Source organism: Bartonella sp. SL317, from assembly GCF_059687655.1.
In genome coordinates this window covers 438323-464559 of the sequence record NZ_CM185144.1, presented here as the reverse complement: position 1 = coordinate 464559, position 26237 = coordinate 438323, and the positions used below count along the sequence as shown (strand labels likewise).

The following is a 26237-nucleotide window of genomic DNA, read 5'->3' as shown; positions in this document are numbered from 1 at the left end:
CGTGAAAGTAAGGGAAAGTTTTTGAGTATGGAAGATTTTATGCTTTGTTTATGCGTTGTGTGTTTTTTAGGGCGTGGTTTGGAAGTTGTCTCTTTTCGTTTTTTTTTAAAAAAAAGATGAGGGAGTGTTCGGTTGTGGTTTGGACGTTTTATTTGTTATTTTCTGTAAAAATGTAAAAGCGTAAAAACGTGAAAGTAAAGGAAAGTTTTTGAGTGTGGAAGATTTTATGCTTTGTTTATGCGTTGTGTGTGTTTTTTAGGGGGTGGTTTGCGCTTGTGGCATGGTATGGAATGGGGGAGAGAGGTTTGGAGGGAAAAGAGCTTATCGGGATAAGAAGAGCTAAGAGACGAAAGAAGCATAAAATGGTGCTGCGAGAGAGGATTGAACTCTCGACCTCTCCCTTACCAAGGGAGTGCTCTACCACTGAGCTACCGCAGCCGTTTTCAACCATTGCGCTGTCTTGTGCCATATTGTTAGAAAATAGGCAAGAGAACATTTATATATTCTTGCAAGAAAACGTATCTTATGTCATGACATAAACGTTTTTATACTGTTACATATTTAAAGTCGTGAGTTGCTTGGATAGAAGCTCAACACCGCTCAAAAGGTTGCGCAATGATACAAATAAAACAAAAGAATGATGAAATAAATCATCAAGAGGAAAAAGAAAAACGACGCCAGGAAAGATTGGCACAACAATTGCGACAAAACTTAAAACGTCGAAAAGAGCAAAGTCGAAAAAGAGCACAAACAGAGCTCTAAAATGCAAAGAAAAGTTTTTTAACGGCTCTTTGCAACCAAATGTCTCAGTCATTTGTTCTCATAAATAAGAATGCGTTTAAAAAATGCCTAGCATGAAGTTTTTTAAAGGAAAAAAACTTTGGAAGAGATGCATAAGGAAAAAGAGGGAAAATACGATGGATTCTATTCGAATTGTTGGTGGGGAAAAACTGAAAGGGACAATTCCGATCTCTGGGGCAAAAAATGCTGCATTGCCTCTTATGATTGCGGCACTTTTGACAGAAGAAACGCTCACGCTTGAGAATATTCCTCATCTTGCTGATGTTGAATTGCTTATTCGTATTCTCAACAATCATGGTGTTGGATATGCCGTTGATGGACAAGAATTTAATGATGAGGGTGTGAATGCTAGAACAATCCATTTTACTGCGCAAAAAATAACCACAACGCGTGCCCCTTATGAATTGGTGAAAAAAATGCGGGCAAGTTTTTGGGTTATCGGACCCTTGCTGGCACGATGTTTAGAGGCTTATGTTTCGCTTCCTGGAGGATGCGCTATTGGAACAAGACCCGTTGATTTTATTTTGGAAGGATTGAAAGCTTTAGGGGCTCATATAGCCATTGAGAGTGGGTATGTTCATGCCAAAGCCCCAAAGGGACTAAAAGGGGCACATTACCGTTTTCCTAAAGTCACGGTCGGGGGGACCCATGTCTTGTTGATGGCCGCAACAATGGCTAAAGGAACGACCGTTCTTGAGAATGCGGCGTGTGAACCGGAAGTAACAAATCTTATTCGCACCTTGAATGCGATGGGGGCTCAAATAACCGGTGAAGGCACAACAACGCTGACCATTGAAGGGGTGAAAAAACTCAAAGGAACAAGAATACGAGTCATTGCCGATCGAATTGAAGCGGGAACCTATGCAATGGCTGTGGCGATGGCGGGGGGAGATGTTTTTCTTAAAAATGCCAACCCTAATCATCTGACAACTGTGTTGAAGGTTTTGCAAAAAACAGGACTTGAGATTCAAATAGAACCGCAAGGAATTCACGTGAAGCGCAATCCCAAAAACACAAAAATTATGCCCGTTGATATTAAAACCGGCCCTTATCCTGCCTTTCCAACCGATCTGCAAGCACAGTTTATGGCGCTGATGACACGCTCTGAAGGCGTTTCGCATATTACAGAGACGATTTTCGAAAATCGTTTTATGCACGTTCAAGAGCTTAATCGTCTAGGGGCTGAGATAAAGCTCGATGGACAAACAGCAACCGTTTATGGAACAAAAAAGTTACAAGGCGCTCCCGTGATGGCAACCGATTTGCGTGCTTCTGTTTCTTTAGTAATTGCGGCCTTGGCAGCCAAGGGTGAAACAATCGTCAATCGTGTTTATCATCTTGATCGGGGCTTTGAGAGGTTGGAAGAAAAATTATCCCGTTGTGGAGCCAAAATTCAACGAATATCTGTATGAAAACTCATCAAGAGTGTGAAACTTATCAGAGTATGGTTTGTCTTTAGAGCTTTGATTATCTTGCTCTTGCCTTTTTTAAGATCATGTGCGTCATTTATAGCACTTTATGATGGCACTTTGATAATGGAGCTTGATGATGGGTGATGGGGGGTGATGATGGGGGCTTGCTACCGTTTTCCTAAAGTCATGGTCGGGGGCGCCGCCCTATGAAACGGGAGTGAAGAAACCCGCGCCTGATTGTAGAGACGATTTTTGACAATCGTTTTATGCACGTTTTAAGAGCTTAATCGTTTGAGAAGCTGAGATAAAGCGCGATGGTGAGATCAGCAACCGTTTATGTTTCATGAGAAGTTACAAGGCGCTCCCGTGATGGCAACCGATTTGTGTGGCTTTTTGTTTCGCTGGTGATTGCGGCACTTTTGACAGAAGAAACGCTCACGCTTGAGAATATTCCTCATCTTGCTGATGTTGAATTGCTTATTCGTATTCTCAACAATCATGGTGTTGGATATGCCGTTGATGGACAAGAATTTAATGATGAGGGTGTGAATGCTAGAACAATCCATTTTACTGCGCAAAAAATAACCACAACGCGTGCCCCTTATGAATTGGTGAAAAAATGCGGGCAAGTTTTTGGGTTATCGGACCCTTGTTGGCACGATGTTTAGAGGCTTATGTTTCGCTTCCTGGAGGATGCGCTATTGGAACAAGACCCGTTGATTTTATTTTGGAAGGATTGAAAGCTTTAGGGGCTCATATAGCCATTGAAAGTGGGTATGTTCATGCCAAAGCCCCAAAGGGACTAAAAGGGGCCCATTACCGTTTTCCTAAAGTCATGGTCGGGGGCGCCGCCCTATGAAACGGGGGAGAAGGCACCCACGCATGATTGTGGAGACGGTTTTTGACAATCGTTTTATGCACGTTTTAAGAACTTAATCGTTTGAGAAGCTGAGATAAAGCGCGATGGTGAGATCAGCAACCGTTTATGTTCCATGAGAAGTTACAAGGTGCTCCCGTGATGGCAACGGATTTGCGTGCTTCTGTTTCTTTAGTAATTGCGGCCCTTTATCTTGTTACTTACATTATATCTTGTTATATGGGGGGGAAGCCAAGGGTGAAACAATCGTTAATCGTGTTTATCATCTTGATCGTGGTTTTTTTTAGAGGTTGGAAGAAATCCGTTGTGGTGCTAAAATTCAACGAATATCTGTGTGAAAACTCATCAAGAGTATGAAACTTATCAGAGCATGGTTTGTCTTTAGAGCTTTGATTATCTCGCTCTTGCGTTTTTTTAAGATCATGTGCGTCATTTATGGCACTTTATGATGGGGCTTAATGATGGGGGCTTGCTACCGTTTTCCTAAAGTCATGGTCGGGGGCGCCGCCCTATGACACGGGGGAGAAGGCACCCACGCATGATTGTGGAGACGATTTTTGACAATCGTTTTATGCACGTTTTAAGAACTTAATCGTTTCGGGGCTTGAGATAAAACTCGATGGACAAACGGTAACGCATCTTATGGCAATGAAAGCAGTGTTTTTATATCTCAGCAATCAAGCACAAAATTGCCTTTTGTTGTTGAGGTTTCAGCTCTCTGAAATTTTTTAAAAGCAAATGTTCTTTTTCGCTATAGCTGTATTGATCATGGTGTGCATGATTTTCTTTTGTGGCCATATCTTCCGTTAAAAGATCCGCATAAAAAAAGCTCATCGGGGCTTGCAGTTTTTGAGCAATTTCCAATAAACGCCCAGCACCAACACGATTGAGGCCCTTTTCATATTTTTGGATTTGTTGAAAACTCACACCTAAAAAACTTCCTAATTCTTTTTGAGAAAGCCCCATGGCAATGCGTCTAAAGCGAATTCTTTTACCAATTGAAATATCGTTGAAATGTGGATTTTTGGTTTGCACTTTGCTCCCCCTACCGGTTGCGAGCGCCCTCGCAGAAGTATTCCGGGAGTCTGAAAGTACTGAACCCTAGTCAGCTTTTTTTGCTTTTAGTGCGAGAGCGCACCTGGACATAGCAAAAACTCCCGGAATTCCGGGATACCCACAAAAGTGGGTCATTTTCACGCTAGGGTTTTAGGGCTTTCAGACCCCATTGATCGTTGCGTATACGACCAAAGTTACAAGGTCTATTGATAAAGCAATTTCAAGAGATTGGCAATAAAATTTAAAGCAGGGTTTATTTTTAGGAGAGATCTCTCAAACTTTTCGGTTGTAAGCGCCCTCGCAGAAGTATTCCGGGAGTCTGAAAGTACTGAGTTTGGATCAGTTTTTTTGCTTTTAGTGCGAGAGCGCACTTGGACATGGCAAAAAACTCCCGGAATCTCGCAAGCTTTTCTAAGGCAGATAAATGTCTTGGCTTGGATTTACAGGCTCTAGGTTTCCCATAAAATCGCACTGTACAATGAGAACCGCTTATTCATAAGATAATTTGTACTTATCCATAAATTCATTTCAAAAGACCCGCAATAAACATGACCCCGCAATAAATCGTGCCCACAATGGAAATGCCCCCGCACTAAACATGACCCCACACTAAATAGTGTCTGCAATGGAAATGCCCCACAATAAAAATGAAAGCAGTGTTTTTATATCTCAGAAATCAAGCACAAAATTGCCTTTTGTTGTTGAGGTTTCAGCTCTCTGAAATTTTTTAAAAGCAAATGTTCTTTTTCGCTATAGCTGTATTGATCATGGTGTGCATGATTTTCTTTTGTGGCCATATCTTCCGTTAAAAGATCCGCATAAAAAAAGCTCATCGGGGCTTGCAGTTTTTGAGCAATTTCCAATAAACGCCCAGCACCAACACGATTGAGGCCCTTTTCATATTTTTGGATTTGTTGAAAACTCACACCTAAAAAGCTTCCTAATTCTTTTTGAGAAAGCCCCATGGCAATGCGTCTAAAGCGAATTCTTTTACCAATTGAAATATCATTAGAATGTGGATTTTTGGTTTGCACTTTGCTCCCCCTACCGGTTGCGAGCGCCCTCGCAGAAGTATTCCGGGAGTCTGAAAGTACTGAGTTCAGTCAGCTTTTTTTGCTTTTAGTGCGTAAAACGCACTTGGACATGGCAAAAACTCCCAGAATCTCGCAATCCTTATATAGCCATGCTCTGATAAGTTTCACACTCTTGATGAGTTTTCATACAGATATTCGTTGAATTTTTGCACCACAATGGGATAATTTTTCCAACCTCTAAAAAAAGCCCCGATCAAAATGATAAACACGATTAACGATTGTTTCACCCTTAGCTTCCCCCCATATAAAAAAATATGATGTAAGTAACAAGGCTAAGAGAACCGCAATCACCAGCGAAACAAAAAGCCACACCAATCCGTTGCTATCACGGGGGCGCCCTGTAAGTTTTTATGGAAATTTTGTAAGTTCTCACGAAAATCTTGTAAATTCTCATGGAAATGATGTGCGTCTCTTTCAACCCTATAAACATGCAAAATAAATATAAAATATCTATTCCAACAGGCGCTATTGAAGAAATCGTAACAATGTATTACATTAGAAGTATATTGTAACACATTAAGTGGTTGTAAAATGGCTGAGACAACATTTACCTTTCGCGTTGATGATGGATTAAAAAATGAATTTTCCAAAGCAGCAAAGGCCTGCGATAGATCTGCTGCACAATTATTGCGAGATTATATGCGCACTATCGTCAAAGAACAAAAAGAAAGAAGTGCACATGATTTATGGTTTCGGGAACAAGTTCAATTAGGGATAAATTCTGCTCATGCAGGCGATATAATATCTTCTGAAGAAATCGAAGCAGAAGCAAAGGAATGGCGCTTAAAAACACAAAGTAAATTAGATAGATCAACTTTATGAAGCTCATTTGGACACAAATAGCACACATTGACCGCAAAAAGATCCGTGAATACATAGCACAAGACAATCCTTCTGCTGCCTTAAAGTTTGATCAACTTTTATCTGAAAAGGTAGAAAAACTGGCTCAACTTCCTACTCTTGGTCGTTTAGGACGCGTTGTTAATACACGTGAACTTATTGTACATCCCAATTATATCATGATTTATGATATTTCAAATGGCGTTGTGCGTATTTTACGTGTGCTTCATACAAAGCAAAAATTTCCTTAAATCAACTGTATTTTATTTATTGGGTCATTGAAGCAAATTATTTTTTACAATATTGCGTATTCGCACATCATAATAAATTATCATTTTTTCAATGTTGCAAATATAATGGGCATAATCACTTTGCACACCCCTTCATTTCTTACGCATAAAAATGATGAGGATACCCTTATGATTATCAATGATGTGACGGTTGAAAAGCTTGAGGAACTATTAAAAGCCCCATAATCTGTTATTGGTTCGTGATGAACTATCTAGCTTTTTAGCCAATTGGGAGAGAAAAGAATATTAAACAGAGCGTTCTTTTTCTCTCACAGCCTTCAATGGAGAGGAGCAATTGACCTATGACCGTATAGACGCTTGGAACCGTTTTTATTTCCCCCCTTTTGGTCATTGGGGGCATTCAACCTTCACGAATTATTCCCATGATTCAAGCCATGCACCATGGAATAAACAATGATGGTTTACGACAACGGTTACAAATGCTGATCTTTCCCGATGAACGAAAAGAGTATGGCTGGGCAGATGAATGTCTCGGCTTAGATTTTAAAGCTCTGGATTTTCCCCATAAAACTATACAATGAAAACCGCTTGTTCATAAATTTATTGCAAAAGACCCGCAATAAATCGTGCCCACAATGGAAATGCCCCCGCAATAAACATGACCCCGCAATAAATCGTGCCCACAATGGAAATGCCCCACAATAAAAATGAAAGCAGTGTTTTTATATCTCAGCAATCAAGCACAAAATTGCCTTTTGTTGTTGAGGTTTCAGCTCTCTGAAATTTTTTAAAAGCAAATGTTCTTTTTCGCTATAGCTGTATTGATCATGGTGTGCATGATTTTCTTTTGTGGCCATATCTTCCGTTAAAAGATCCGCATAAAAAAAGCTCATCGGGGCTTGCAGTTTTTGAGCAATTTCCAATAAACGCCCAGCACCAACACGATTGAGGCCCTTTTCATATTTTTGGATTTGCTGAAAACTGACACCTAAAAAGCTTCCTAATTCTTTTTGAGAAAGCCCCATGGCAATGCGTCTAAAACGAATTCTTTTACCAATTGAAATATCATTAGAATGTGGATTTTTGGTTTGCACTTTGCTCCCCCTACCGGTTGCGAGCGCCCTCGCAGAAGTATTCCGGGAGTCAAAAACACTGAGTTCAGTCAGCTTTTTTGCTTTTAGTGCTGGTAAGCACCTGGACATGGCAAAAACTCCCGGAATTCTGGGATATCCACAAAAGTGGACTAATTTTATGTACTGAACTTTAGGGGTTTTTGAATCCCCATTGATCGTCGCGTATACGACCAAAGTTACAGTGTTCATTCATAAAGTAATTTCAGGAGATTGGCAATAAAATTTAAAGCAGGGTTTATTTTTAGAAGAGGTCTCTCAAACTCTCCGGTTGCGAGCGCCCTTGCATAAAGTATTCCGGGAGTCATAAAGTACTGAGTTCGAGTCAGCTTTTTTGCTTTTAGTGCGTAAAACGCACCTGGACATGGCAAAAACTCCCGGAATTCTGGGATACCCACAAAAGTGGACTAATTTTTATGATCGAACCTTAGGGGTTTTGAATCCCTCTTGATCGCTGCGTATACGACCAAAGTCACAAGGTCTGTTGATAAAGCAATTTCAAGAGATTAGCAATAAAAATGAAAGCAGGGTTTATTTTTAGAAGAGGTCTCTCAAACTCTTCGGTTGCGCGCGTTCCAAAACCATAAGAGAAAAACTGCATTTATTGAGAGGACGCATACCCCTTAAAATCCCCCCAAAAGAGAAAACTTAAAAAAATAACCTTAAAGGACATTCAACGGATATCTGTATGAAAACTCATCAAGAGTATGAAACTTATCAGAGCATGGTTTGTCTTTAGAGCTTTGATTATCTCGCTCTTGCGTTTTTTTAAGATCATGTGCGTCATTTATGGCACTTTATGATGGCACTTTGATAATGGGGCTTAATGATGGGGGGGGTGATGATGGGGGCTTGCTACTGTTTTCCTAGAGTCACGGTCGGGGGCGCCGCCCTATGACACGGGGGAGAAGGTACCCACGCATGATTGTGGAGACGATTTTTGACAATCGTTTTATGCACGTTTTAAGAGCTTAATCGTTTCGGGGCTTGAGATAAAGCGCGATGGACAAACGGTAACCGTTTATGTTTCATGAGAAGTTACAAAGCGCTCCCGTGATGGCAACGGATTGGTGTGGCTTTTTATTTTGCTGGTGATTGCGGACCCTTTATCTTGTTACTTACATCATATCTTTTTATATGGGGGGTAGCCAAGTGAGGCAGAAAAGGGGGGAAGCTAAGGGTGAAACAATCGTTAATCGTGTTTATCATCTTGATCGAGGTTTTGAGAGGTTGGAAAAATTATCCCGTTGTGGTGCTAAAATTCAACGGATATCTGTATGAAAACTCATCAAGAGTGTGAAACTTATCAGAGCATGGCTTTATGGGTTTTGAAAATGCCGTAGGGTTTTGTTTGGGGCGTTTGCGTTAAGATCATATTTTGAGGGGGCTGGTGTGCTGGGGAGGCATGTCCTTTGGAGGCGAGCACTTTAGAAGTGGGTGTTTTGGAGGCGGGTGTTTTGGAAGGCAGGAGGAGGGTGATGTGTGTTTTTTTTAAATGATTTGCTTTTTTGTACTTGATTTTTTTGGGGGGAAAGGAATTCTTTTCTAAAGAGCTTCCTTTCAAGGGTCAGGCATCAAGGGTCAGGCATCAAGGGTCAGGCATCAAGGGTCAGGCATCAAGGGTCAGGCATCAAGGGTCAGGCATCAAGGGTCAGGCATCAAGGGTCAGGCATCAAGGGTCAGGCATCAAGGGTCAGGCATCAAGGGTCAGGCATCAAGGGTCAGGCATCAAGGGTCAGGCATCAAGGGTCAGGCATCAAGGGTCAGGCATCAAGGGTCAGGCATCAAGGGTCAGGCATCAAGGGTCAGGCATCAAGGGTCAGGCATCAAGGGTCAGGCATCAAGGGTCAGGCATCAAGGGTCAGGCATCAAGGGTCAGGCATCAAGGGTCAGGCATCAAGGGTCAGGCATCAAGGGTCAGGCATCAAGGGTCAGGCATCAAGGGTCAGGCATCAAGGGTCAGGCATCAAGGGTCAGGCATCAAGGGTCAGGCATCAAGGGTCAGGCATCAAGGGTCAGGCATCAAGGGTCAGGCATCAAGGGTCAGGCATCAAGGGTCAGGCATCAAGGGTCAGGCATCAAGGGTCAGGCATCAAGGGTCAGGCATCAAGGGTCAGGCATCAAGGGTCAGGCATCAAGGGTCAGGCATCAAGGGTCAGGCATCAAGGGTCAGGCATCAAGGGTCAGGCATCAAGGGTCAGGCATCAAGGGTCAGGCATCAAGGGTCAGGCATCAAGGGTCAGGCATCAAGGGTCAGGCATCAAGGGTCAGGCATCAAGGGTCAGGCATCAAGGGTCAGGCATCAAGGGTCAGGCATCAAGGGTCAGGCATCAAGGGTCAGGCATCAAGGGTCAGGCATCAAGGGTCAGGCATCAAGGGTCAGGCATCAGGCATCAGGCATCAGGCATCAGGCATCAGGTATTTTCCAGATATGTTTGGTGGCGAGTCCTAATGGGGACTTAAATCTCTGCTTGATAAAGGGGTAGAAGTGAGCCGTTTTCTTTTCATTGTTCAATAGAAGGGGGGAGGGTAAGATTGGCTTTGGGGGTGAGTGTTGTGAAGGTGGGGGGGTGGTGGCGAGTCCTAATGGGGACTTAAATCTCTGCTTGATAAAGGGGTAGAAGTGAGCCGTTTTCTTTTCATTGTTCAATAGAAGGGGGAGGGTAAGATTGGCTTTGGGGGTGAGTGTTGTGAAGGTGGGGAGCGAGTTCTAATGGGGGCTTAAATCTCTGCTTGATAAAGGGGTAGAAGTAAGCCGTTTTCTTTTCATTGTTCAATAGAAGGGGGGAGGGTAAGATTGACTTTGGGGGTGAGTGTTGTGAAGGTGGGGGGGCGAGTCCTAATGGGGGCTTAAATACTCTGCTTGATAAAGGGGTAGAAGTAAGCCGTTTTCTTTTCATTGTTCAATAGAAGGGGGAGGGTAAGATTGGCTTTGGGGGTGAGTGTTGTAGAAGGTGGGGGGTGGAGGCGTGTCCTTTGGAGGCGGGTGTTTTGGAAGGCAAGAGGAGGATGATGCCTATAGCTGATTCAATAGTTTGCTTTCTTTGGTGCTTAAATTTTTTTTTAGGAGGAGGGCGTGAAAAATCGTCTTGCTGCGGTTTCAAAAGGACAAGGGATCTGTGGGAATAAAAGGAGGCTTAATAAAAAAGTGCGGGCTTTAAAAGAGGAGAGCGGTTTTAAATAGAGACTGAAGCTTACCAGAAATCTGGAATTTCAGGCTTTAAATGCGGACCAATGCGCACTGCCGAGACCTTTTCTGCTAAGCCTGTGCGATCTGAAATTTCAACGGCAAAACCACAAAGGGTGGCAGGACCATGTGCCGGTTCAAAACGATCTTGTTTCTTTTTGTAAAGAAAACGGTGTAACGGCTCTTCTTTATCCATACCAAGAGACGAGTTGTAATCGCCACACATGCCGGCATCTGTTAAATAAGCACTCCCACCTTCTAAAATTTGCGCATCAGCCGTGGGAATATGTGTATGCGTACCAACGACAACGCTGACACGACCATCAAGAAAATGACCAAAACATTGCTTTTCGCTCGTCGCCTCTGCGTGAAAGTCAAAAATAATGGCATCGGCTTGCTCCATCAACGAGCAAGCGAGAAGAATATTTTCCGCTATTTCAAAGGGATCGGCAACTTTATACGGCATAAAAACACTGCCCAAAAGATTAGCGACAAGAACACGCGCACCATTTTTTGCTGTAAAAACACCCGCTCCTCTGCCTGGAGTTTCTTTCAAACAATTGGCAGGACGTAAAAAACGATCACTCTCATGCGCATACTGTAAGGCTTCTTTTTGAGAAAAAGCATGGTTGCCAGTGGTGATAACATCAATCCCAGCCATTAAAAGATCTTGATAGGTCTCTTGCTTGAGACCAAAACCATCAGAGGCGTTTTCACCATTTACCACAACAAAATCAAGTTGCCATTTCTCAATCAGTTGAGGCAAATGCTCAAAAACGACTTTACAGCCTGTGTTACCGACAATGTCACCCAAAAATAAAAACCGCATAAGGCGCTTTAATCACATTTTAGCATTTTAAGAAACCTTTTTCTGTAAAAATTCCTTGAACCTGTAGATCATGTTCTGCTGCAGGAATAGACGAAACTTCCTGACATGAAAAGCCTATGCCCCATAGCATCATTTGATGTCCTTGTTTTTCAAGCACTTCAATGGCACGGTCATAATATCCCCCTCCATAACCAAGGCGGTGACAGTGACGATCAAACGCAGAAAGCGGAACAAGAATATTATTGGGGACAACTGTGGCATTGTCTGCACTAGGCCCAAAAGTGCCAAAACGCATGGGTTCAAGAGTCGTGTGAGATGAAAAGGAACGAAAAATCATGGTGGTGGCATCAAGCACGGCGGGTAAGGCTAAGCGTCCACCGCGTGATGCTATTGCTTCCATGAGAGGGCGTGGGTCAATTTCCGATTTGATGGGCCAATAGCCTGCCAAAATGAAACGTGAAAAATCAGTTTCTTGTTTTTCAAGAACTTCAATAAAATGGCGACAAACATGTTGTGAAAAGAGCGCTCGCTCTTCTTTTGAAAGAGCATCACGACGTGACAAACCACTCTTGCGCAGTTCGGTACGGAGGGATGAAGCTGTTTTATCAGATTGCGGCATGGTCTTGTCAATATCGCTTTCTAAATCTAGCGTTTTATAGGTACCGGCGTTTTATAAGTGTCAGCATTTTATTAAGCTCTTTTATAAGCTGCTGGTATTTTATTGATTGTACTCATGGTTGGTATTTTATCAACTGCTTTCTGGATAAAAGCTGCGCTTATCCAATAAGCGTCGTATCGTCATCATCTATAACCAAAACGGTGACAGTGACGATCAAATGCAGAAAGCGGAACAAGAATATTATTGGGAACAACAATGGCATTGTTTGCTCTGGGGGGCTGGAGAGATATACTGGGGTCCTGAGGACTGCCCTAGAATTCTGGAGATTGCCTTGAGGTTTGCCTTAGGGGCTTAACTTGTATTCAAAAGTGCCAAAACACATGGGGCTTTAAGAGTCGTGTGAAATGAAAAGGAACGAAAAATCATGGTGCTGGCATCAAGCACGGCGGGTAAGGCTAAGCGTCCACCGCGTGATGCTATTGCTTCTGTGAAGAGGGCGTGGGTCAATTTCCGATTTGATGGGCCAATAGCCTGCCAAAATGAAACGTGAAAAATCAGTTACTTGTTTTTCAAGAACTTCAATAAAATGGCGACAAACATGTTGTGAAAAGAGAGCTTGCTCTTCTCATTAAAGAGCATCACGACGCGCTAAACCACTCTTGCGCAGTTCGGTACGGAGGGATGAAGCTGATCTATTATTTTTTATAAGTTGCTGCAAATGTTATAAGATAATACTTATACGAAGGCTTATCTCAGAGATTTTTGCCATTGGCCTTATGCGTTGTTTTTTCGCGTGTCTTTTTAGAGGCTCAGCCCTTGCCTAAAACAAAAATGCCACAAACGGAATAGATTTCGATTGCTTATTTACTATGCCTGTTTAAAAAATAGCGCTTAACGTTCGTCATATTCATTTCGCGGACAGTGTTCATGAAAGGTATATCAGTTCTATGACATGTTTATTAAGCTCCTATCTTGACACGTTATAAAAGAGCAAGCCGCTACTATCATACACTTGAGCCTCTAATATTGTGGATGATCTCTTGGTATTTTTCGACGATTTATGAAAAGACATCGTTTTCTTGTCCCGTTTTTATGCCCATACCAACTGGAATGTAAAAAACATGGGGTGTGCGTGATTTAATAGGAGAGGGGTTGTGATGAGAGAATGGATATTTTCATTTAACATGAAAAAATTAATATTCCTTATAAATCAATAGTTTGGCTTGTAGAAGAGGGGGGGTCTTGCAAAAGGAGGCGTTCATGCAAAAGGGCATGATCAACTTTGTTTCTGGTAAAATTTTAGGAGGATAAAGCTTTAGAGGAGAAAGTTAGGGGAGGGAAAGTTTTAGGAGCGGAAATTTAGGGGGAAGTCTTAGGGGATAAAAAATAATGCAAAAAAGGGTGATCCACAACAGCCGATGGAAAAATTTGACCCGGGAACCTATACAAATAGGTGGGCGCCATATGAAAAAGCCCACGGGCCTAATCAGGGACAGCTCCCTTGGAGATCACTAAGGTCTCAGGAATACGTTATTTCCTGTCGAGAAGCGCAGAACACCCCCCTTAATATAAAACAATTTCAGAACTTCTGCTAGAGAGAAAATAACCGCAATGGCTTATTTCTCAGAAAGTCTTACAAGAGGTTTTTACATTCTTGCTGGAGTGACTGGAAATAGCAGCAAAATGGATGGACGGCGTATTCAACGTAAAAAGTAACCAAACGCTGGAGAGGTGAGGGGGGAGTGAAGCAAGATTTTTGCATAGGGAATACTTGATTTTATTCTTTCGGGACAATGTTTGTTTATCTCGTTTAAGGCAATGCTAGATTGGCTCTTTCGGGACAATGTTTGCAGGAAAACGTGAAGGGGGAGGGATCTTGATTAGGTTTAACGGGGCTGTTGCCAAGTTTTTTGCTTTGTGACGTGTATGTTAAGGCTATTTTATCAATTGTGAAGGCACGTTGTGGATACCTTTTGCTTCGATGATTTTTCAAGTTTATAAAAAACATTGTCAATGATGGGGGATGGCAATCATAGGAGTAATCAGGGGGCACAAGCGATCAAGTATATCCTGCGAAGAGAAATATAAAGTAAATAATCCATATCGCTTATAGTTAAAATAAAGTGAACACAATAAAGAGATAGAAAATAGAGAGAGGAAATATGAGACCGATTAACTTTAGTAAATTATTTAGTTTTGCTTTCACAGCAACAATGAAAGAACCGATTGTACCTTATATGGTTTCGATTGTTAACGTTGAATCGCCAAGAGATGTCACAGTTTTTACAATAAACGATGGTGATCCTGTTAAACTTTTTTTAGACTTTATGAAAAGAACAGAAAAAAGTACAAGATTTTATGCTTATAACCTAAACTATGATTATGCGATCATAAGATCTTGGTGTCATTTTAATCAAAATGATCCCATAACACCTACTTTTTGTGATTTTATCTCACAACATGACAGAGTTCTTAAATCAGCACTTTTGTTTAAATCAAAAAAAGTTTATTTATTTGATTCATTGGAGTTATTTCTTGCTCCTTTGGAAGACATCATAACAGCTTTTACTGACCTAAAACAAAGTAAAGCCTCTTTATTTGATTATATTGATGATGTTGTTATTCATCAAAACGATATCGACTGCTCTATCAATAGAGCCAAGGGATTAGCCATTGCTCTTAAAAAAAGGCTCCAATGGGGGAGAAATAAAATGACTCTCGCAGCTGATGCTAAAGCAGTATGGAAAGAAAAAATAGATAAAAAATATAAAAAAATAGCAACAGAAACAAATTTAATACCTTCTTTAGAGATTCCTGACGACGAATTATTAAGGCCTGCTTACCAAGGTGGTTTTTGTTTTTTTAATAAAAATCAGGACCCTCTCATTAAAGAGGAAATTGAAGTTTATGATGTAAACAGCATGGGCCCTGCCATGATGTTAAAGCCACTCCCAATTGGAAGACCATATTATTTCAGAGGGGAGATAGAAACTAACAGCACATTTAATTTAGCTATTCAAAGATTTTACGTTAAATCAGCAGAATTAAAACCTAATAAAATACCAATGTTAAACAATAACACACCATTACTACGCGGAGGTGTTGAATATCTCACACATGTGTCAGAATATGAAATGGATGAGAAAAAAACATTCATGCTAACGCTTCCAGAGTTTGAATTATTTAAAGAATCTTATCATTACGAAAAATTAGAATGCCTTGATAGTTATGTATTTAAATCTAAAGACACACTCTTTAATGAATATATTGATGAATTTTTAAAAATAAAAAATTCAGATGACAAAACGATAAAACTGATAGGAAAAATGTTTCTTAATACACTGTCTGGAAAGTTTGGTGAAAATCCAAGAAGGTATGAACGTTTCATAGAATTTGAAAATGATATTCAAAGATTCTCTAGAAAAGATGAACCTTTCTATAGAAAATGCGGATATCTTCCTATTGCCATTTTTATGAACAGCTATGCGCGTGTGTTTTTAATTGAGTCTATTTACAAAATTGGTGTTGAAAATTTCATCTATTGTGACACCGATAGTATCCATTGTCTTAAAACTGAAAATGCTCAAAAATTAAATATTCATCCCTCTAAAATAGGCGCTTGGAAATTAGAAAATAGCGATAAAAAAATTATCGCAGCTAAATATTTATCTCCTCGACGATATTGTCTAGAATTTAGTGATGGTACTTTTAAACCAGTTTGTTCAACAATACCTTCTGAAATGTTAATGCCTCATATCAATTCATTAGATGATTTCCATTTTGGTAAAAGTATCAAAATACCAAGTACGAGAATGGGGATTGGCGGTTATCATTTTGTTGAGAAATTAATAACAATTTAAAGAAGAAGAAAAGTGAATATCTTGTGTGATGAAAACATGCATAGAAATGGGTGAGGCATATCAAATTTTATCCTGTTCATACCGTAAGATTCTGTTGATGCCCGTGATACGTTGTTGATGCTGGTGTTTATGAGATAATCCCCTTGATGCATATCTTAAGTGTTGTTTTAGCGCTTGGTAATGGTCTTAAGGGTGGGGTGTTGCACTTTAAGTTAAAAAAAACATGGTGATTACCCATTGAGCCCCCCACTTTTACGCCTGTGAAAAAGTGCGCCGGCGCTATCCACACAACTTTTAGACAGCCTTTGAGTGTTGAGGACCATCCCTTAGGCTTGTAAGATGATTCATGAAAAACCATTGTCTTTCTTATACAATTTTTATCCACGGGGCTCCTCCCGCTTTTGACGTGCAAGCAAGAGATTTTGATTGATTCAATAGGGGATAAATTGGAAATGATAGAATCAACCCAATAAGGGGCTCTTAGCCAAGATGCAAAACAATGAATGTTCTTTGTAAGCCAATGGCGCGAGGCGATAAAGAGGTCGATTGGGGAAAGTGTTGAAAAGTTTTTTAATATAAAAAATAATACAAAAACAACTGTGCCAAAAGAGTTAAGTATTTACCACCATTGTCAAGAGTGTCGTGGTCAATAGTGTAGTGGTTAATGATGCGGGGTCAATGGTTATGTGGAGGGCGTTTTCGTCGTATGGTTATAGGGCCGGTTTATTTACTTTTATTGAACTGTGGACGTATCTTTTACTCAAGCTTGCAAATAGGCATAAAATTTTTGTTTCTGGATTCAAAGCGCTTTTGGTGTTTGTTCGTCTAACAGATCCTCAATGTGCTTTTAGAGCTTTTGCATTTGTGGAGTGTAATCTAAGGCTTTTTCATCAGTCTTTAAGAGCCCACGTTTTGGGCGCTCTGTTGCTTCCATGGTAATACCAAGTTGAAAAAAAAGCACTGTAATTGCGTGGCTCAAGTTCAAGAGCATGTTTGAGATCAAGCATGGCAAGCTTGAAATTTCTGAGTTGAATGTGAAGTCAAATGCGGCTTATGCAAGCTTAAAATAGGCATAAAACGTTTTGTTTCTGGATTCAAAGCGCTTTTGGTGTTTGTTCGTCTAACAGATCCTCAATGTGCTTTTAGAGCTTTTTGCATTTGTGGAGTGTAATCTAAGGCTTTTTCATCAGTCTTTAAGAGCCCACGTTTTGGGCGCTCTGTTGCTTCCATGGTAATACCAAGTTGAAAAAAAAGCACTGTAATTGCGTGGCTCAAGCTCCAGAGCATGTTTGAGATCAAGCATGGCAAGCTTGAAATTTCTAAGTTGAATGTGAAGTCAAACGCGGCTTATCCAAGCTTAAAATAGGCGTAAAGCGTTTTGTTTATGCGTAACACAAGCGCTTTTGGTGTTTGTTCGTCTAACAGATCCTCAATGTGCTTTTAGAGCTTTTTGCATTTGTGGAGTGTAATCTAAGGCTTTTTCATCAGTCTTAAGAGCCCACGTTTTGGGCGCTCTGTTGCTTCTATGGTAATATCAAGTTGAAAAAAAAGCACTGTAATTGCGTGGCTCAAGTTCAAGAGCATGTTTGAGATCAAGCATGGCAAGCTTGAAATCACTAAGTTGAATGTGAAGTCAAATGCGGCTTATGCAAGCTTAAAATAGGCGTAAAACGTTTTGTTTCTGGATTCAAAGCGCTTGGGGTGTTTGTTCGTCTAACAGATCCTCAATGTGCTTTTGAAATTTTTGCATTTGTGGATAGTAATCTAAGGCTTTTTCATAGGCTTTAAGAGCAAGTTTTGGGCGCTCTGTTGCTTCCATGGTAATACCAAGTTCAAAAAAAGCACTGTAATTGCGTGGCTCAAGTTCAAGAGCATGTTTGAGATCAAGCATGGCAAGCTTGAAATCACTAAGTTGAATGTGAATCCAAGCACGTCTTACCCAAGCTTCAGCGTATGTTGGTAAAAGGGCAAGAGCATTATCAATATAATCAAGCGCAAGTCCGTAATCATCACTGCTGATCGCATTTTCAGCCCATGACATTAAAAGATCAATCGTTTCGCTCCCCGATTGGGACCATAAATGTTGAAGCTGTTGATTGATCTTTTTTGCTTTCGCAACATCAGCACAATATTTTAATTCTTTGAGTAAACGTGAAATTTCTGCTTCTTTGCGTTGTTTAATTCTGTCAACAGAGGAAAGCTGCTCTGAGTCAAAATCTTCAAGAATAATAGCAGACGAGTCAGAATCATAAGGTGTGGAGGATGAGGGAGGAGAATTGGGAATAAGATCATCTAACGGTAAAAGCGATTGTGGAGAAGATCGATCTTGAGGAAGTGAAGGAGGATTTTGTCCATAACTAGAAGAAATGAAACAAAAAATACCCATCAAAGAAAGAAAAAAAGCGCGCTGGAAAATACCAAAAAAACACACTTTAAAAAATCGAAAAGCCTTTAAAACAGAAAGATCCATAAAAACAAGCCCTTAAAAGATAAATCACCAAATATTATCAAACAATAGACTCGTAATCAAATAGTGGACTCGTAACCAACAGATCTACACCCCTAAAAGAGCTAGAAAAAACTTTAAGCTCTTCAATTTTTAAGCCTACAAAAAGTAGGCATAAAAATATCTGAAAACATTAACCCTGACGTGCTCTAAAACGTGGATTGGTTTTATTAAGAATATAAATACGACCCTTACGACGCACCAAACGATTGTTACGGTGGCGTTCCTTGAGTGCTTTAAGCGAATTTTTAATTTTCATCCTATTCACCGTTTAAACAGTTTACACAACACAACATTATAACACAATAATCGCAAACTATAACATTATGTTGCAATCCCAATACGATAATACCGTATACACGAACAGTGCATTAGATGATTATCATTGCATCATAACATTATACAATACACTTTATTCACTGTGACTATAAAAAGAAAAAACGCACCTTTAAGGCACGTATTAACCTATTTCATTAACACAACGCGTAAGTGAAAATTGCAAAAAAAACAGTGTTAACCTAACAAGAAGTCTTATTTTTGTCAAGGGTGTCTTACAAATTTCCTAGGGTATCTTGATGCTTGTCTTGAACGTAAAAAAAGCAAAAGAAAGATCATGGATGAAAACAAGCTAAAAGTTTTTCTGCATGAAACAAATAAGTGTTGTTAAGGGGAATGTTGCAAGGAGTAGGAGCAGCGTGCTTTAGTCGTTGGATGGTTTTAAGTGGTGTAGAGCTTTTGTTTTTTTGAGAGAGGTGCAATTCTTAAAAGAGTAGGGCTTAATGGATTTGGTCGTTATACTATTTACGGGCGAAGAGGCATTTAATATGAGGCGTTTAATATGAGGCGTTTAATATGAGGCGTTTAATATGAAGTATTCAAGTTGGCTGAATTTACTTAAGAGAAGTTTAATTGTTGACAGATTAGCATAGAATTTTTCGTCTTTGAGCACTGTTAGGCGCTAAAATTTGGATAACGGGATTTTATAGACAAGAGAAAGAAGGCGATAAACATAACGAAGATGACAGATATTAAAGTGAGTGATATTTCGAATAGCTGTTGTTTTAGCGTTTCTGTTAAATTTACAATTTTATTTATAGTGTGGCGTATATTTACCTTTGCTATTCTCAGTTTTATCCCGAAATGAGGTAGGAAGAAGACGCTTAAAAAGCTTGAGCAAATACGATATAGGTTATATTGAATTCGTGAGGGGGAAGAGGATCTTTTTTGTGATGGATAAGCTCAGTGCTGCAATCATATCTTGTTATTACAGCTTTGACATGAAGCTTGAGGCACGCAGCCGGATACTTGGCACTGTTGATGAAGAGTTGAATTTATCTTCTGTGCTATTATAGAGTAAAAAATTATGCACAAATTTTTATTTTAAGGCAATAGCCTATGATTTTTTGCAACTCAATTATTACTGTGTGGGGTGGATCGCTGGATATTGTCGAGCCAATGAGGAATTCAAATTATCCGATGAGAGAGCCAAGATATTGAGTATACGCTTTAGCTCTTGAATATAGATTGTTTGAATTCCTTTTAATATTTACACTGTATAAAAAAATTCACCCATCCAAAGCATATTCTATGAGGATGTTTATTGAAAGAGTGTAAGGTCAACATTTTTTGGAGATAGACGTAATAAAAGTACGTCATAATACCAATTCGCATACATGCTGCCAATGCCAAAGAGAGCCGAAACAATGATCAGTGGTATCCCGATCGATAAGGGCATTACCTCTCTTCCTCCTATAAGGTATCCTATTGAAAAAAGTCCTGCTTCTAATAAAAAACCTACCGTCATGATTTTCGTTAAGAAAATAATAGGTTTACGAAAGGTCAAAAGAAAGAGAAACAGCATGTGTCTAAATGGACCCCCTCTGCGCTTTTGGGAGGGATAGGCTGTTCCTCATTTAAATTTGCTTCTTTGTTTTCATTTTTGAGTTTGTTTGAAGATATACTATCCATCACTCCCCCTTTTGCATGGTATTTTGCTATAAAAAATTTAATTTCGTTTCAATACTGAAATTACATATTAAGATAAAATGCAAGTGAAAGTACTTCATTATTGTTAAAAATGAAGTACTCTTTGCTGAATGGGCGTTTTTAAGACAATGATAGTGCTAAGATAGTGCTAAAAAAGTAATTTAGTACGATCATTATAATAAAATAAACATTTATACTTCTCGTTTATAAGTTAAGGGCGCTGTTCGGGGCTTTTGAAAGACGCTTGGATCGAGAAAAATTTGCTGCTTTGGAAGCACTGTTTTGATGATCTTAATGAATGATATTATTGATCCCAAGATCGAGAAGATAGTTTATGATTATTCATTGTCTGAACAAGCTTAAAGAATAGATGGAAAAATTGATGCGATAAAAAGAAGATGTCGGTTGTGAGAAGGGAAGAAAACTTTATTTGAAAAGAAGAAATTTGAGCTGTTGGAAGAAGGGAAGAAAACTTTTCGAGGAAGTTGTTGAGCGGATTAATAAAAAAAATCTTCTATCTATTTAAAGGGGAAAGAAGAGAAGGGAAAAAGAGTAAAATTGTGATGCAGGGGGGGGCTTTTGGCTTGTATGTGGCTTGTGTTGTCAGGCGTTGTTGGGGGAGAGATAAGTTTTATTTGTTTGTTTGCGGCAACTTTATGGGTAAACAAACGGATGCTGTCTATGAAAAATAAATATAAAAAGAAAGCTTAGAGTGTATCAAGAATGCATCATGAGCGTGCTGTCTCCTATGGACGCAAGAGACAAGTTGTTTCTCTAACGATGGGGATTTAATGGGAAATGAAGGGGTATCGCATGAGAGAAGAATGCTGTTGTGAAAGGAGGAGAGCGTCGTTGGAGAGGTGGGGGGTGAAAAGAGGTGGCGCTGGTAAGGATGAGGGGTGGCAAAGGATGAGGGAGGCGGCAGAGCTGGTGGATTGTTGAGCGGTGTGGGGTTGGTCTTTTGAGGGGGAGGGAGGTGGAATTTTTAAAAAACAGTGGGGAAGGGCGTGAAGCTCTGTTAAGGAAGCGTTAAAGAAGGTAACAGGGCGCTGTTGAAACTATTGGATATCGGTGTGCGTGGAGGGGGATGTTTTTTCAGTTCATTGAGGAGAAATGGGGCTGTTTTTGTGGAGAGGTTGTCTTTGTGGAGAGGTTAAGGTTTTCTGGCGGGGCCGGTTAATTGGATGACGTGTCCCATTTTGCGATGGGGGAGAATCTGGCTTTTGCCATATAAATGGATCGAAGTGTGCTCTTGCGTAAGATAATATTTTAAAGTGTCTAAATTATTCCCAAGGAGATTGGTCATTTGGCAATCGCTATGGCGATAGGAACTGCCTAAGGGAAGGCCACAAATAGCACGGATATGCTGTTCAAACTGTGAAGTGATGCAGGCCTTTTGTGTCCAATGACCAGAATTATGCACACGCGGTGCTAATTCATTTACTAAAAGACCATTGTCCGTTAAGACAAAAAATTCAATGCAAAGAACACCAACATAATTGAGAGCATTCATTATTGTAACGCTGATCTCTTGGGCGGTTTTTTGCACTTCAAGGGGAACACGGGAGGGAACAAAAGACTTATGAAGAATCCCGTTTTTATGTTGGTTTTCAGGACAATCATAAAAAATATGCTCCCCTTGTTTTGTACGGGCCGAGAGAACTGAAATCTCTGATAAAAAAGGAACAATTTCTTCCAAAATACAAGGCTGATCTTGAAAAGTGTTTAAGGCTTTTTCAAGGGTTTGTTCATTGGGGTGATCAAGCTTTATTTGGTTTTTCCCATCATAACCAAAACGACGCGTCTTTAAAAGACCACGCCCACCTAAGGCATCAAGAGCAGAAATAAGAGAAGAAGAGCCGTCAATAGCATGCCATGAAGCGGTTCTGATCCCTTGATCTCGTAAAAATTGCTTCTCAAAAAGTCGATCTTGTGTGATCTCTAAGGCCTTGGAAGAAGGATAAACAGGCTTGCTCTTTTCTACATATTGAACTGTTTGAAGTGAAAGATTTTCAAATTCATAGCTGACAACATCACACTGAGCAATAAAATCATCTAAAGCGGATAAATCATCATAGGAGGCAACAATATGCTTGTTGGCTGTTTGGGCTGCTGGGCAATCAGCTTCAGGGCAAAAAATAACGGTTCGAAAACCTAATTCTGCGGCCGCTATGGCGAGCATGCGTGCTAATTGTCCACCACCGATTAAACCAATGACGCTGCCGGGAGAAAGCATGGTGGATGATGATGTGGTGGTGGAGGGTCCGGCGCTGGATGGCGCGGTGTTAGAGGGTGCGGCGTGGGAAGGTGTGGCGCTGGGTGTTGTGTTGGAGGGCAGGGTGATGCTGGAGGGGGTGATGCTGGAAGACGGTGCCATTTTAAACCTCCGATACAGGTGTTGATACAGGCGTTTGGGCGACATTGGCTGTTTGTTGTTGACGCCAATCTTCTAATCGTTGGGCGAGATCATGATCGTATACGGCCATAACGGCGGCGGCTAAAAGGGCGGCATTAATGGCGCCTGCTTTGCCAATCGCCAGTGTACCAACCGGTATTCCTGCGGGCATTTGCACGATCGAAAGCAAAGAATCTTGACCAGAGAGAGAATGAGAGTGCACAGGAACGCCAAAAACAGGAAGGGGGGTGAGTGCTGCGAGCATACCAGGAAGATGGGCAGCCCCACCAGCGCCGGCAATTAAAACTTTAAAACCTGCTGCTTTTGCTCCCTTGGCAAAGTGGTAAAGGCGTTCAGGGGTTCGGTGGGCTGAGATAATATGCGAACTATGAGAAATGCCAAGATTTGTCAAAATATCTGCGCTATGGCACATCGTTTGCCAATCTGATTGGCTCCCCATTAAAATCCCGACATCACACGATTTCTTTGTCATTTCCTATCCTTTTCAAACGCCATTCTTTTCAAAGGTTCAAAGCGATTCTTTATCATTATTTTTTTTAAGAGTTTTATACACTCTTTGCAAAGCTAATTGATGAGAGAGAAACAGTTTTTTTAACAAAATGAAAAGATCAAAGTTGAAGAGGTGCGACAATAGCTGAAAAACTATCGTTTTCAAGCGCATGAAAGCACTCTCCTTTGAGCGGTGCTGTTAAAAGGGGCGATACTGCTGGATTGTCGTTTACTTTAAGAAAAAACAAAAAATACATCCCCAAGATATTAAGGTTTTTTAGAAAATATCGCATTTTTTGTTTGCTAAAATAAACCCTTGCACCATATACTGAAAAACTTGCACCATATGCTGTAAAAATATGATGCAATTTGAAACATTAATGGCAGAAAAAAAGATATTTTTGTGGCAAAAATGTGTTAAAAATAAAATGCGCTATAAATAAAGATGTTCTTTTGGAATAAAGAGAGAAATCTCTCGCAATTTTGAAGGTTCCTTGTTTTTGCTACTTAGTTATAGATGGGGGGAAATAAACGCTTTTATAATCACTAAAATAAAGAATAATCAAAAAACGCGAATCATCAATGTTTTCGTTCTTTTGTTGAAAGGCATTGGGAGGCGGCATGTATAGAGTTCTTCGTTTCTTTAACTCAAAATATTAATGATAATAATAAACTCTTTGTCTCTTTTTTGCCCAATTTTGTCATATGTTGGATACGCATGAATTAAGAAATTTAAGAGTAAAAGACCGAAATTTAAGAAAAATATCGGTATTATGAGATCAAGGAGATTTAAAGCTATGTTTTTTCCATTTTTAATCGCTTTAGGCACTGCAATAACGACGGTGTGTGGCAAAAAAAATATAACTTATGTGCTGTGGGCAATTTTGTTTGTTGTCATTCTGCTGACATTTAATCATCACGCAACTTCTACTTTAAATTTATCTTTTTGAGAGAATAATCATGGAAAATGTTGAACAAAAAAATCCCAATTTTGTTGTCTTTATGAATACGCTAGGATTGATTGGATTATCCATTGTCTTGGTGGTGGCTTTTTATTATCAACTGGTAAAGTTTGAGTTGCCTTGTCCCCTTTGTTTGCTGCAGCGTGTTGGATTGATATTGGCAGGATGTGGGTTCTTGCTCAATATTCACGATAAGGTGAAAAATACCCATTATGGTATGGTTATTATCGGGTGTATGGTAACCAGTATTATTGCGGCACGGCAGGTGTTTTTACATATTACACCTGATGATCTGGGATATGGTTCAACATTTTTGGGATTGCATTTTTATACTTGGGCTTTCATTATTTCTGTCCTTTGTATCTTTGCTGTTACTTGCCTCATGATTTTAGGCGAATTGGCACACAAGTTTAAAGAATTTTCTCCTTTCCCAATCCTAGGAAAAGTGGCAAGTTTCTTATTTGTATTTTTAATTGCGGCAAATTTGATTTCGACTATCTTGGAATGTGGTGGAGGACAATGTGCTGATGATCCTGTAAGGTATGAACTGCTATCAAGTTGGTTCCCTTCACAGTCTTAAGGTTTTTTTTAATTACCCTACAATATAGTTTTACCGCTAAAGAAGCGGATTTTTCAAAAATCTCCGCTTCTTTTTTTATTGGTGTAATGCTTTGATTTATAATGATAATTTAGCGTTATCCAACTTGTATGAGATCCTTGAACAGCGTCAGATTTTCTCATTTCCAATTTATTCCCTATTGAATAAATCAATACCATGTCGCTTACACGTTAAAAGCGGGCCCCGTGTGGCGTGAAACTGTTCAAGAAAGGCATGGCTTTTCATAGACTGTTTTACGGGCTTAAGGAATAGTCTGCAACATTTTAAGGTTGGCACAAGGTGTATGATGCTGCCAGAGCGTTTCTCGTATGATGCTATCGGCGTGCTTCTTTGTAAGCTTTAAAGATGGCAGTGCTTCGTGGGTTTACGGTTATATCCTTCACAAATCGCCGCTGCGAAATGGGTATGACGTGTGCTTTTTTTTAACAAGCGCGTGAATTGGCAACATACCGATAGTTTATTTTATTCTATTTTACGTGAAAGGCGTGATCCCAAGACGCATGAGAAACAAAAGCGTGAGGCATTGTGTCTTCTCCATTATTTAAAAGACACTTCTTGGGATATTTTTGCAAGTTGTAAAGCCAAATTCAAAGAATGATGATAAGGATGAGAACTGGTTTTCTCCCTTCAAAACGGCATATTCTATCCAAATTAGGCTATCTGCCAGTTTTAGAGATTACACAAACGAAAAGATACACAACACACGCCCCTATTGGGCATACAAAATTAGAGCCGCTTGTGCTACACTGGAACGTCTTAATCTTTGTCTTAAACATGCGGCTGCTCTGGGGTTGAATGTTGCCTTACAGGAAATAAAAAAAGCTCTCTTAAGGTAAACAACGTCATAAAGTTAAAAATTTATCGGCAATGGAGTGGATAAGATGTGCCGGCTTCCTAAGAGCATTTGTGATTGCGTTTTTAAAGGAAGAGTCGCTTTGTAAAGTTTTTATACTGTCATGAACGCAGTGGTGAGGGGGTAGCGTTATTAAATTGAAGGATTGTCAAGCAGTGTGGGGTAAAAGCCTTGTTTTTTTAAAGATTTATTAACAATAATTTTTTTTACTCTTGATTTTTTTTAGCGTTGTGTTAAATAGAATATTAGTATTCATTTTGGTGCTTGCGAGGTGCCTTTAGTGCTCCAAGAAGGCTTAATTTAAAATTTGAAAATTATTTAAATAATTTTCTTTAGAGGTTTGTCTGTAAAAAGCGGACCTTTTTTTTTATTTCCTAGATGTTGTCTTTCAGTGTGAAGTCTTTATCCTAGAAAAAAGAAGAGCGTTTTGATAATGTTTCTTTCTATAAA

General features: G+C 40.0%; 19 protein-coding genes, 1 tRNA gene, 1 other RNA gene and 7 pseudogenes. 11 read left to right on the top strand and 17 right to left on the bottom strand.

Going from position 1 to position 26237, the window contains the following annotated elements:
- Positions 1-363: 363 nt before the first annotated feature.
- Positions 364-438: transfer RNA gene (locus AC6ER9_RS02205), tRNA-Thr, on the bottom strand.
- Between the two features lie 177 nt (positions 439-615).
- Between AC6ER9_RS02205 and AC6ER9_RS02200 the strand changes: the two genes are divergently transcribed.
- The 3 genes and pseudogenes from AC6ER9_RS02200 to AC6ER9_RS02190 form a co-directional block, all read left to right on the top strand.
- Positions 616-762 (top strand): hypothetical protein, encoded by a 147-nt coding sequence (locus tag AC6ER9_RS02200; RefSeq protein ID WP_497074800.1) that lies wholly within the window; start codon positions 616-618, stop codon positions 760-762.
- A gap of 155 nt (positions 763-917) precedes the next feature.
- On the top strand, positions 918-2213 hold the full coding sequence (murA, locus tag AC6ER9_RS02195; RefSeq protein ID WP_497074799.1) for a UDP-N-acetylglucosamine 1-carboxyvinyltransferase: 1296 nt from the start codon (positions 918-920) through the stop codon (positions 2211-2213).
- A 401-nt stretch (positions 2214-2614) separates the two neighbouring features.
- A pseudogene (locus AC6ER9_RS02190) lies at positions 2615-3060 on the top strand (carboxyvinyltransferase); the annotation flags it as partial.
- Between the two features lie 693 nt (positions 3061-3753).
- Here AC6ER9_RS02190 and AC6ER9_RS02185 read toward each other — a convergent pair.
- Together AC6ER9_RS02185 and AC6ER9_RS02180 are read right to left on the bottom strand one after the other, a co-directional pair.
- Positions 3754-4125 carry a helix-turn-helix domain-containing protein gene (locus AC6ER9_RS02185; RefSeq protein WP_497074798.1) on the bottom strand — a complete coding sequence of 124 codons (372 nt, stop codon included), beginning with the start codon at positions 4123-4125 and terminating at the stop codon, positions 3754-3756.
- A gap of 683 nt (positions 4126-4808) precedes the next feature.
- Positions 4809-5180 (bottom strand): helix-turn-helix domain-containing protein, encoded by a 372-nt coding sequence (locus tag AC6ER9_RS02180; RefSeq protein WP_497074797.1) that lies wholly within the window; start codon positions 5178-5180, stop codon positions 4809-4811.
- A gap of 591 nt (positions 5181-5771) precedes the next feature.
- On the opposite strand from AC6ER9_RS02180, the gene AC6ER9_RS02175 reads away from it, so the two are divergent.
- The 3 genes and pseudogenes from AC6ER9_RS02175 to AC6ER9_RS02165 all read left to right on the top strand — a co-directional run.
- Positions 5772-6062: a CopG family ribbon-helix-helix protein gene (locus tag AC6ER9_RS02175; protein WP_497074796.1), complete on the top strand. Its 291-nt coding sequence runs from the start codon at positions 5772-5774 to the stop codon at positions 6060-6062.
- Entirely contained in the window at positions 6059-6331 is a 273-nt protein-coding gene (locus AC6ER9_RS02170; protein WP_497074795.1) for a type II toxin-antitoxin system RelE/ParE family toxin, read from the top strand. The genes AC6ER9_RS02175 and AC6ER9_RS02170 overlap by 4 nt, the downstream gene beginning before the upstream one ends.
- Positions 6332-6481: 150 nt before the next feature.
- Positions 6482-6855: pseudogene (locus AC6ER9_RS02165) on the top strand (DUF3987 domain-containing protein); the annotation flags it as partial.
- 198 nt (positions 6856-7053) lie between these two features.
- Here AC6ER9_RS02165 and AC6ER9_RS02160 read toward each other — a convergent pair.
- Positions 7054-7425 (bottom strand): helix-turn-helix domain-containing protein, encoded by a 372-nt coding sequence (locus AC6ER9_RS02160; RefSeq protein ID WP_497075255.1) that lies wholly within the window; start codon positions 7423-7425, stop codon positions 7054-7056.
- 960 nt (positions 7426-8385) lie between these two features.
- On the opposite strand from AC6ER9_RS02160, the pseudogene AC6ER9_RS02155 reads away from it, so the two are divergent.
- Positions 8386-8742, top strand: a pseudogene (locus AC6ER9_RS02155) (hypothetical protein); the annotation flags it as partial.
- Positions 8743-10655: 1913 nt separating this feature from the next.
- Here the strand turns inward: AC6ER9_RS02155 and AC6ER9_RS02150 are convergent.
- From AC6ER9_RS02150 to ssrS, 4 genes and pseudogenes are all read right to left on the bottom strand, one after another.
- Positions 10656-11477: a TIGR00282 family metallophosphoesterase gene (locus AC6ER9_RS02150; RefSeq protein WP_497074794.1), complete on the bottom strand. Its 822-nt coding sequence runs from the start codon at positions 11475-11477 to the stop codon at positions 10656-10658.
- A 19-nt stretch (positions 11478-11496) separates the two neighbouring features.
- Complete coding sequence (locus AC6ER9_RS02145) at positions 11497-12096, bottom strand: 5-formyltetrahydrofolate cyclo-ligase (RefSeq protein WP_497074793.1); 600 nt, start codon at positions 12094-12096, stop codon at positions 11497-11499.
- A 188-nt stretch (positions 12097-12284) separates the two neighbouring features.
- Positions 12285-12814: pseudogene (locus tag AC6ER9_RS02140) on the bottom strand (5-formyltetrahydrofolate cyclo-ligase); the annotation flags it as partial.
- 681 nt (positions 12815-13495) lie between these two features.
- Positions 13496-13655, bottom strand: a non-coding RNA gene (ssrS, locus tag AC6ER9_RS02135) — 6S RNA.
- Between the two features lie 603 nt (positions 13656-14258).
- Here ssrS and AC6ER9_RS02130 point away from each other — a divergent pair.
- Positions 14259-15956, top strand: coding sequence for a DNA polymerase (locus AC6ER9_RS02130; RefSeq protein ID WP_497074792.1), 1698 nt, complete (start codon positions 14259-14261; stop codon positions 15954-15956).
- Positions 15957-16803: 847 nt separating this feature from the next.
- On the opposite strand, the pseudogene AC6ER9_RS02125 reads toward AC6ER9_RS02130, so the two are convergent.
- From AC6ER9_RS02125 to AC6ER9_RS02085, 9 genes and pseudogenes are all read right to left on the bottom strand, one after another.
- Positions 16804-16996, bottom strand: a pseudogene (locus AC6ER9_RS02125) (hypothetical protein); the annotation flags it as partial.
- Positions 16997-17050: 54 nt separating this feature from the next.
- Positions 17051-17292: pseudogene (locus AC6ER9_RS02120) on the bottom strand (hypothetical protein); the annotation flags it as partial.
- Between the two features lie 11 nt (positions 17293-17303).
- Positions 17304-17589 (bottom strand): annotated as a pseudogene (locus AC6ER9_RS02115) (hypothetical protein); the annotation flags it as partial.
- Between the two features lie 54 nt (positions 17590-17643).
- Positions 17644-18426 (bottom strand): tetratricopeptide repeat protein, encoded by a 783-nt coding sequence (locus AC6ER9_RS02110; protein ID WP_497074791.1) that lies wholly within the window; start codon positions 18424-18426, stop codon positions 17644-17646.
- Positions 18427-18595: 169 nt separating this feature from the next.
- Positions 18596-18721 (bottom strand): type B 50S ribosomal protein L36, encoded by a 126-nt coding sequence (gene ykgO / locus AC6ER9_RS02105; protein ID WP_013545486.1) that lies wholly within the window; start codon positions 18719-18721, stop codon positions 18596-18598.
- Between the two features lie 1338 nt (positions 18722-20059).
- Positions 20060-20323 (bottom strand): hypothetical protein, encoded by a 264-nt coding sequence (locus AC6ER9_RS02100; protein WP_497074790.1) that lies wholly within the window; start codon positions 20321-20323, stop codon positions 20060-20062.
- Between the two features lie 1278 nt (positions 20324-21601).
- Complete coding sequence (locus AC6ER9_RS02095) at positions 21602-22825, bottom strand: 5-(carboxyamino)imidazole ribonucleotide synthase (RefSeq protein WP_497074789.1); 1224 nt, start codon at positions 22823-22825, stop codon at positions 21602-21604.
- A 1-nt stretch (position 22826) separates the two neighbouring features.
- Positions 22827-23336 (bottom strand): 5-(carboxyamino)imidazole ribonucleotide mutase, encoded by a 510-nt coding sequence (gene purE, locus AC6ER9_RS02090; RefSeq protein WP_497074788.1) that lies wholly within the window; start codon positions 23334-23336, stop codon positions 22827-22829.
- Between the two features lie 136 nt (positions 23337-23472).
- A complete protein-coding gene (locus AC6ER9_RS02085) occupies positions 23473-23601 on the bottom strand; it encodes a hypothetical protein (protein WP_497074787.1) in 129 nt (42 codons plus the stop codon).
- 549 nt (positions 23602-24150) lie between these two features.
- On the opposite strand from AC6ER9_RS02085, the gene AC6ER9_RS02080 reads away from it, so the two are divergent.
- From AC6ER9_RS02080 to AC6ER9_RS02070, 3 genes are all read left to right on the top strand, one after another.
- A complete protein-coding gene (locus AC6ER9_RS02080; RefSeq protein ID WP_497074786.1) occupies positions 24151-24303 on the top strand; it encodes a DUF5993 family protein in 153 nt (50 codons plus the stop codon).
- A gap of 10 nt (positions 24304-24313) precedes the next feature.
- Positions 24314-24895 (top strand): disulfide bond formation protein B, encoded by a 582-nt coding sequence (locus AC6ER9_RS02075; RefSeq protein ID WP_497074785.1) that lies wholly within the window; start codon positions 24314-24316, stop codon positions 24893-24895.
- 451 nt (positions 24896-25346) lie between these two features.
- Entirely contained in the window at positions 25347-25532 is a 186-nt protein-coding gene (locus tag AC6ER9_RS02070) for a hypothetical protein (protein WP_497074784.1), read from the top strand.
- Positions 25533-26237: the final 705 nt, after the last annotated feature.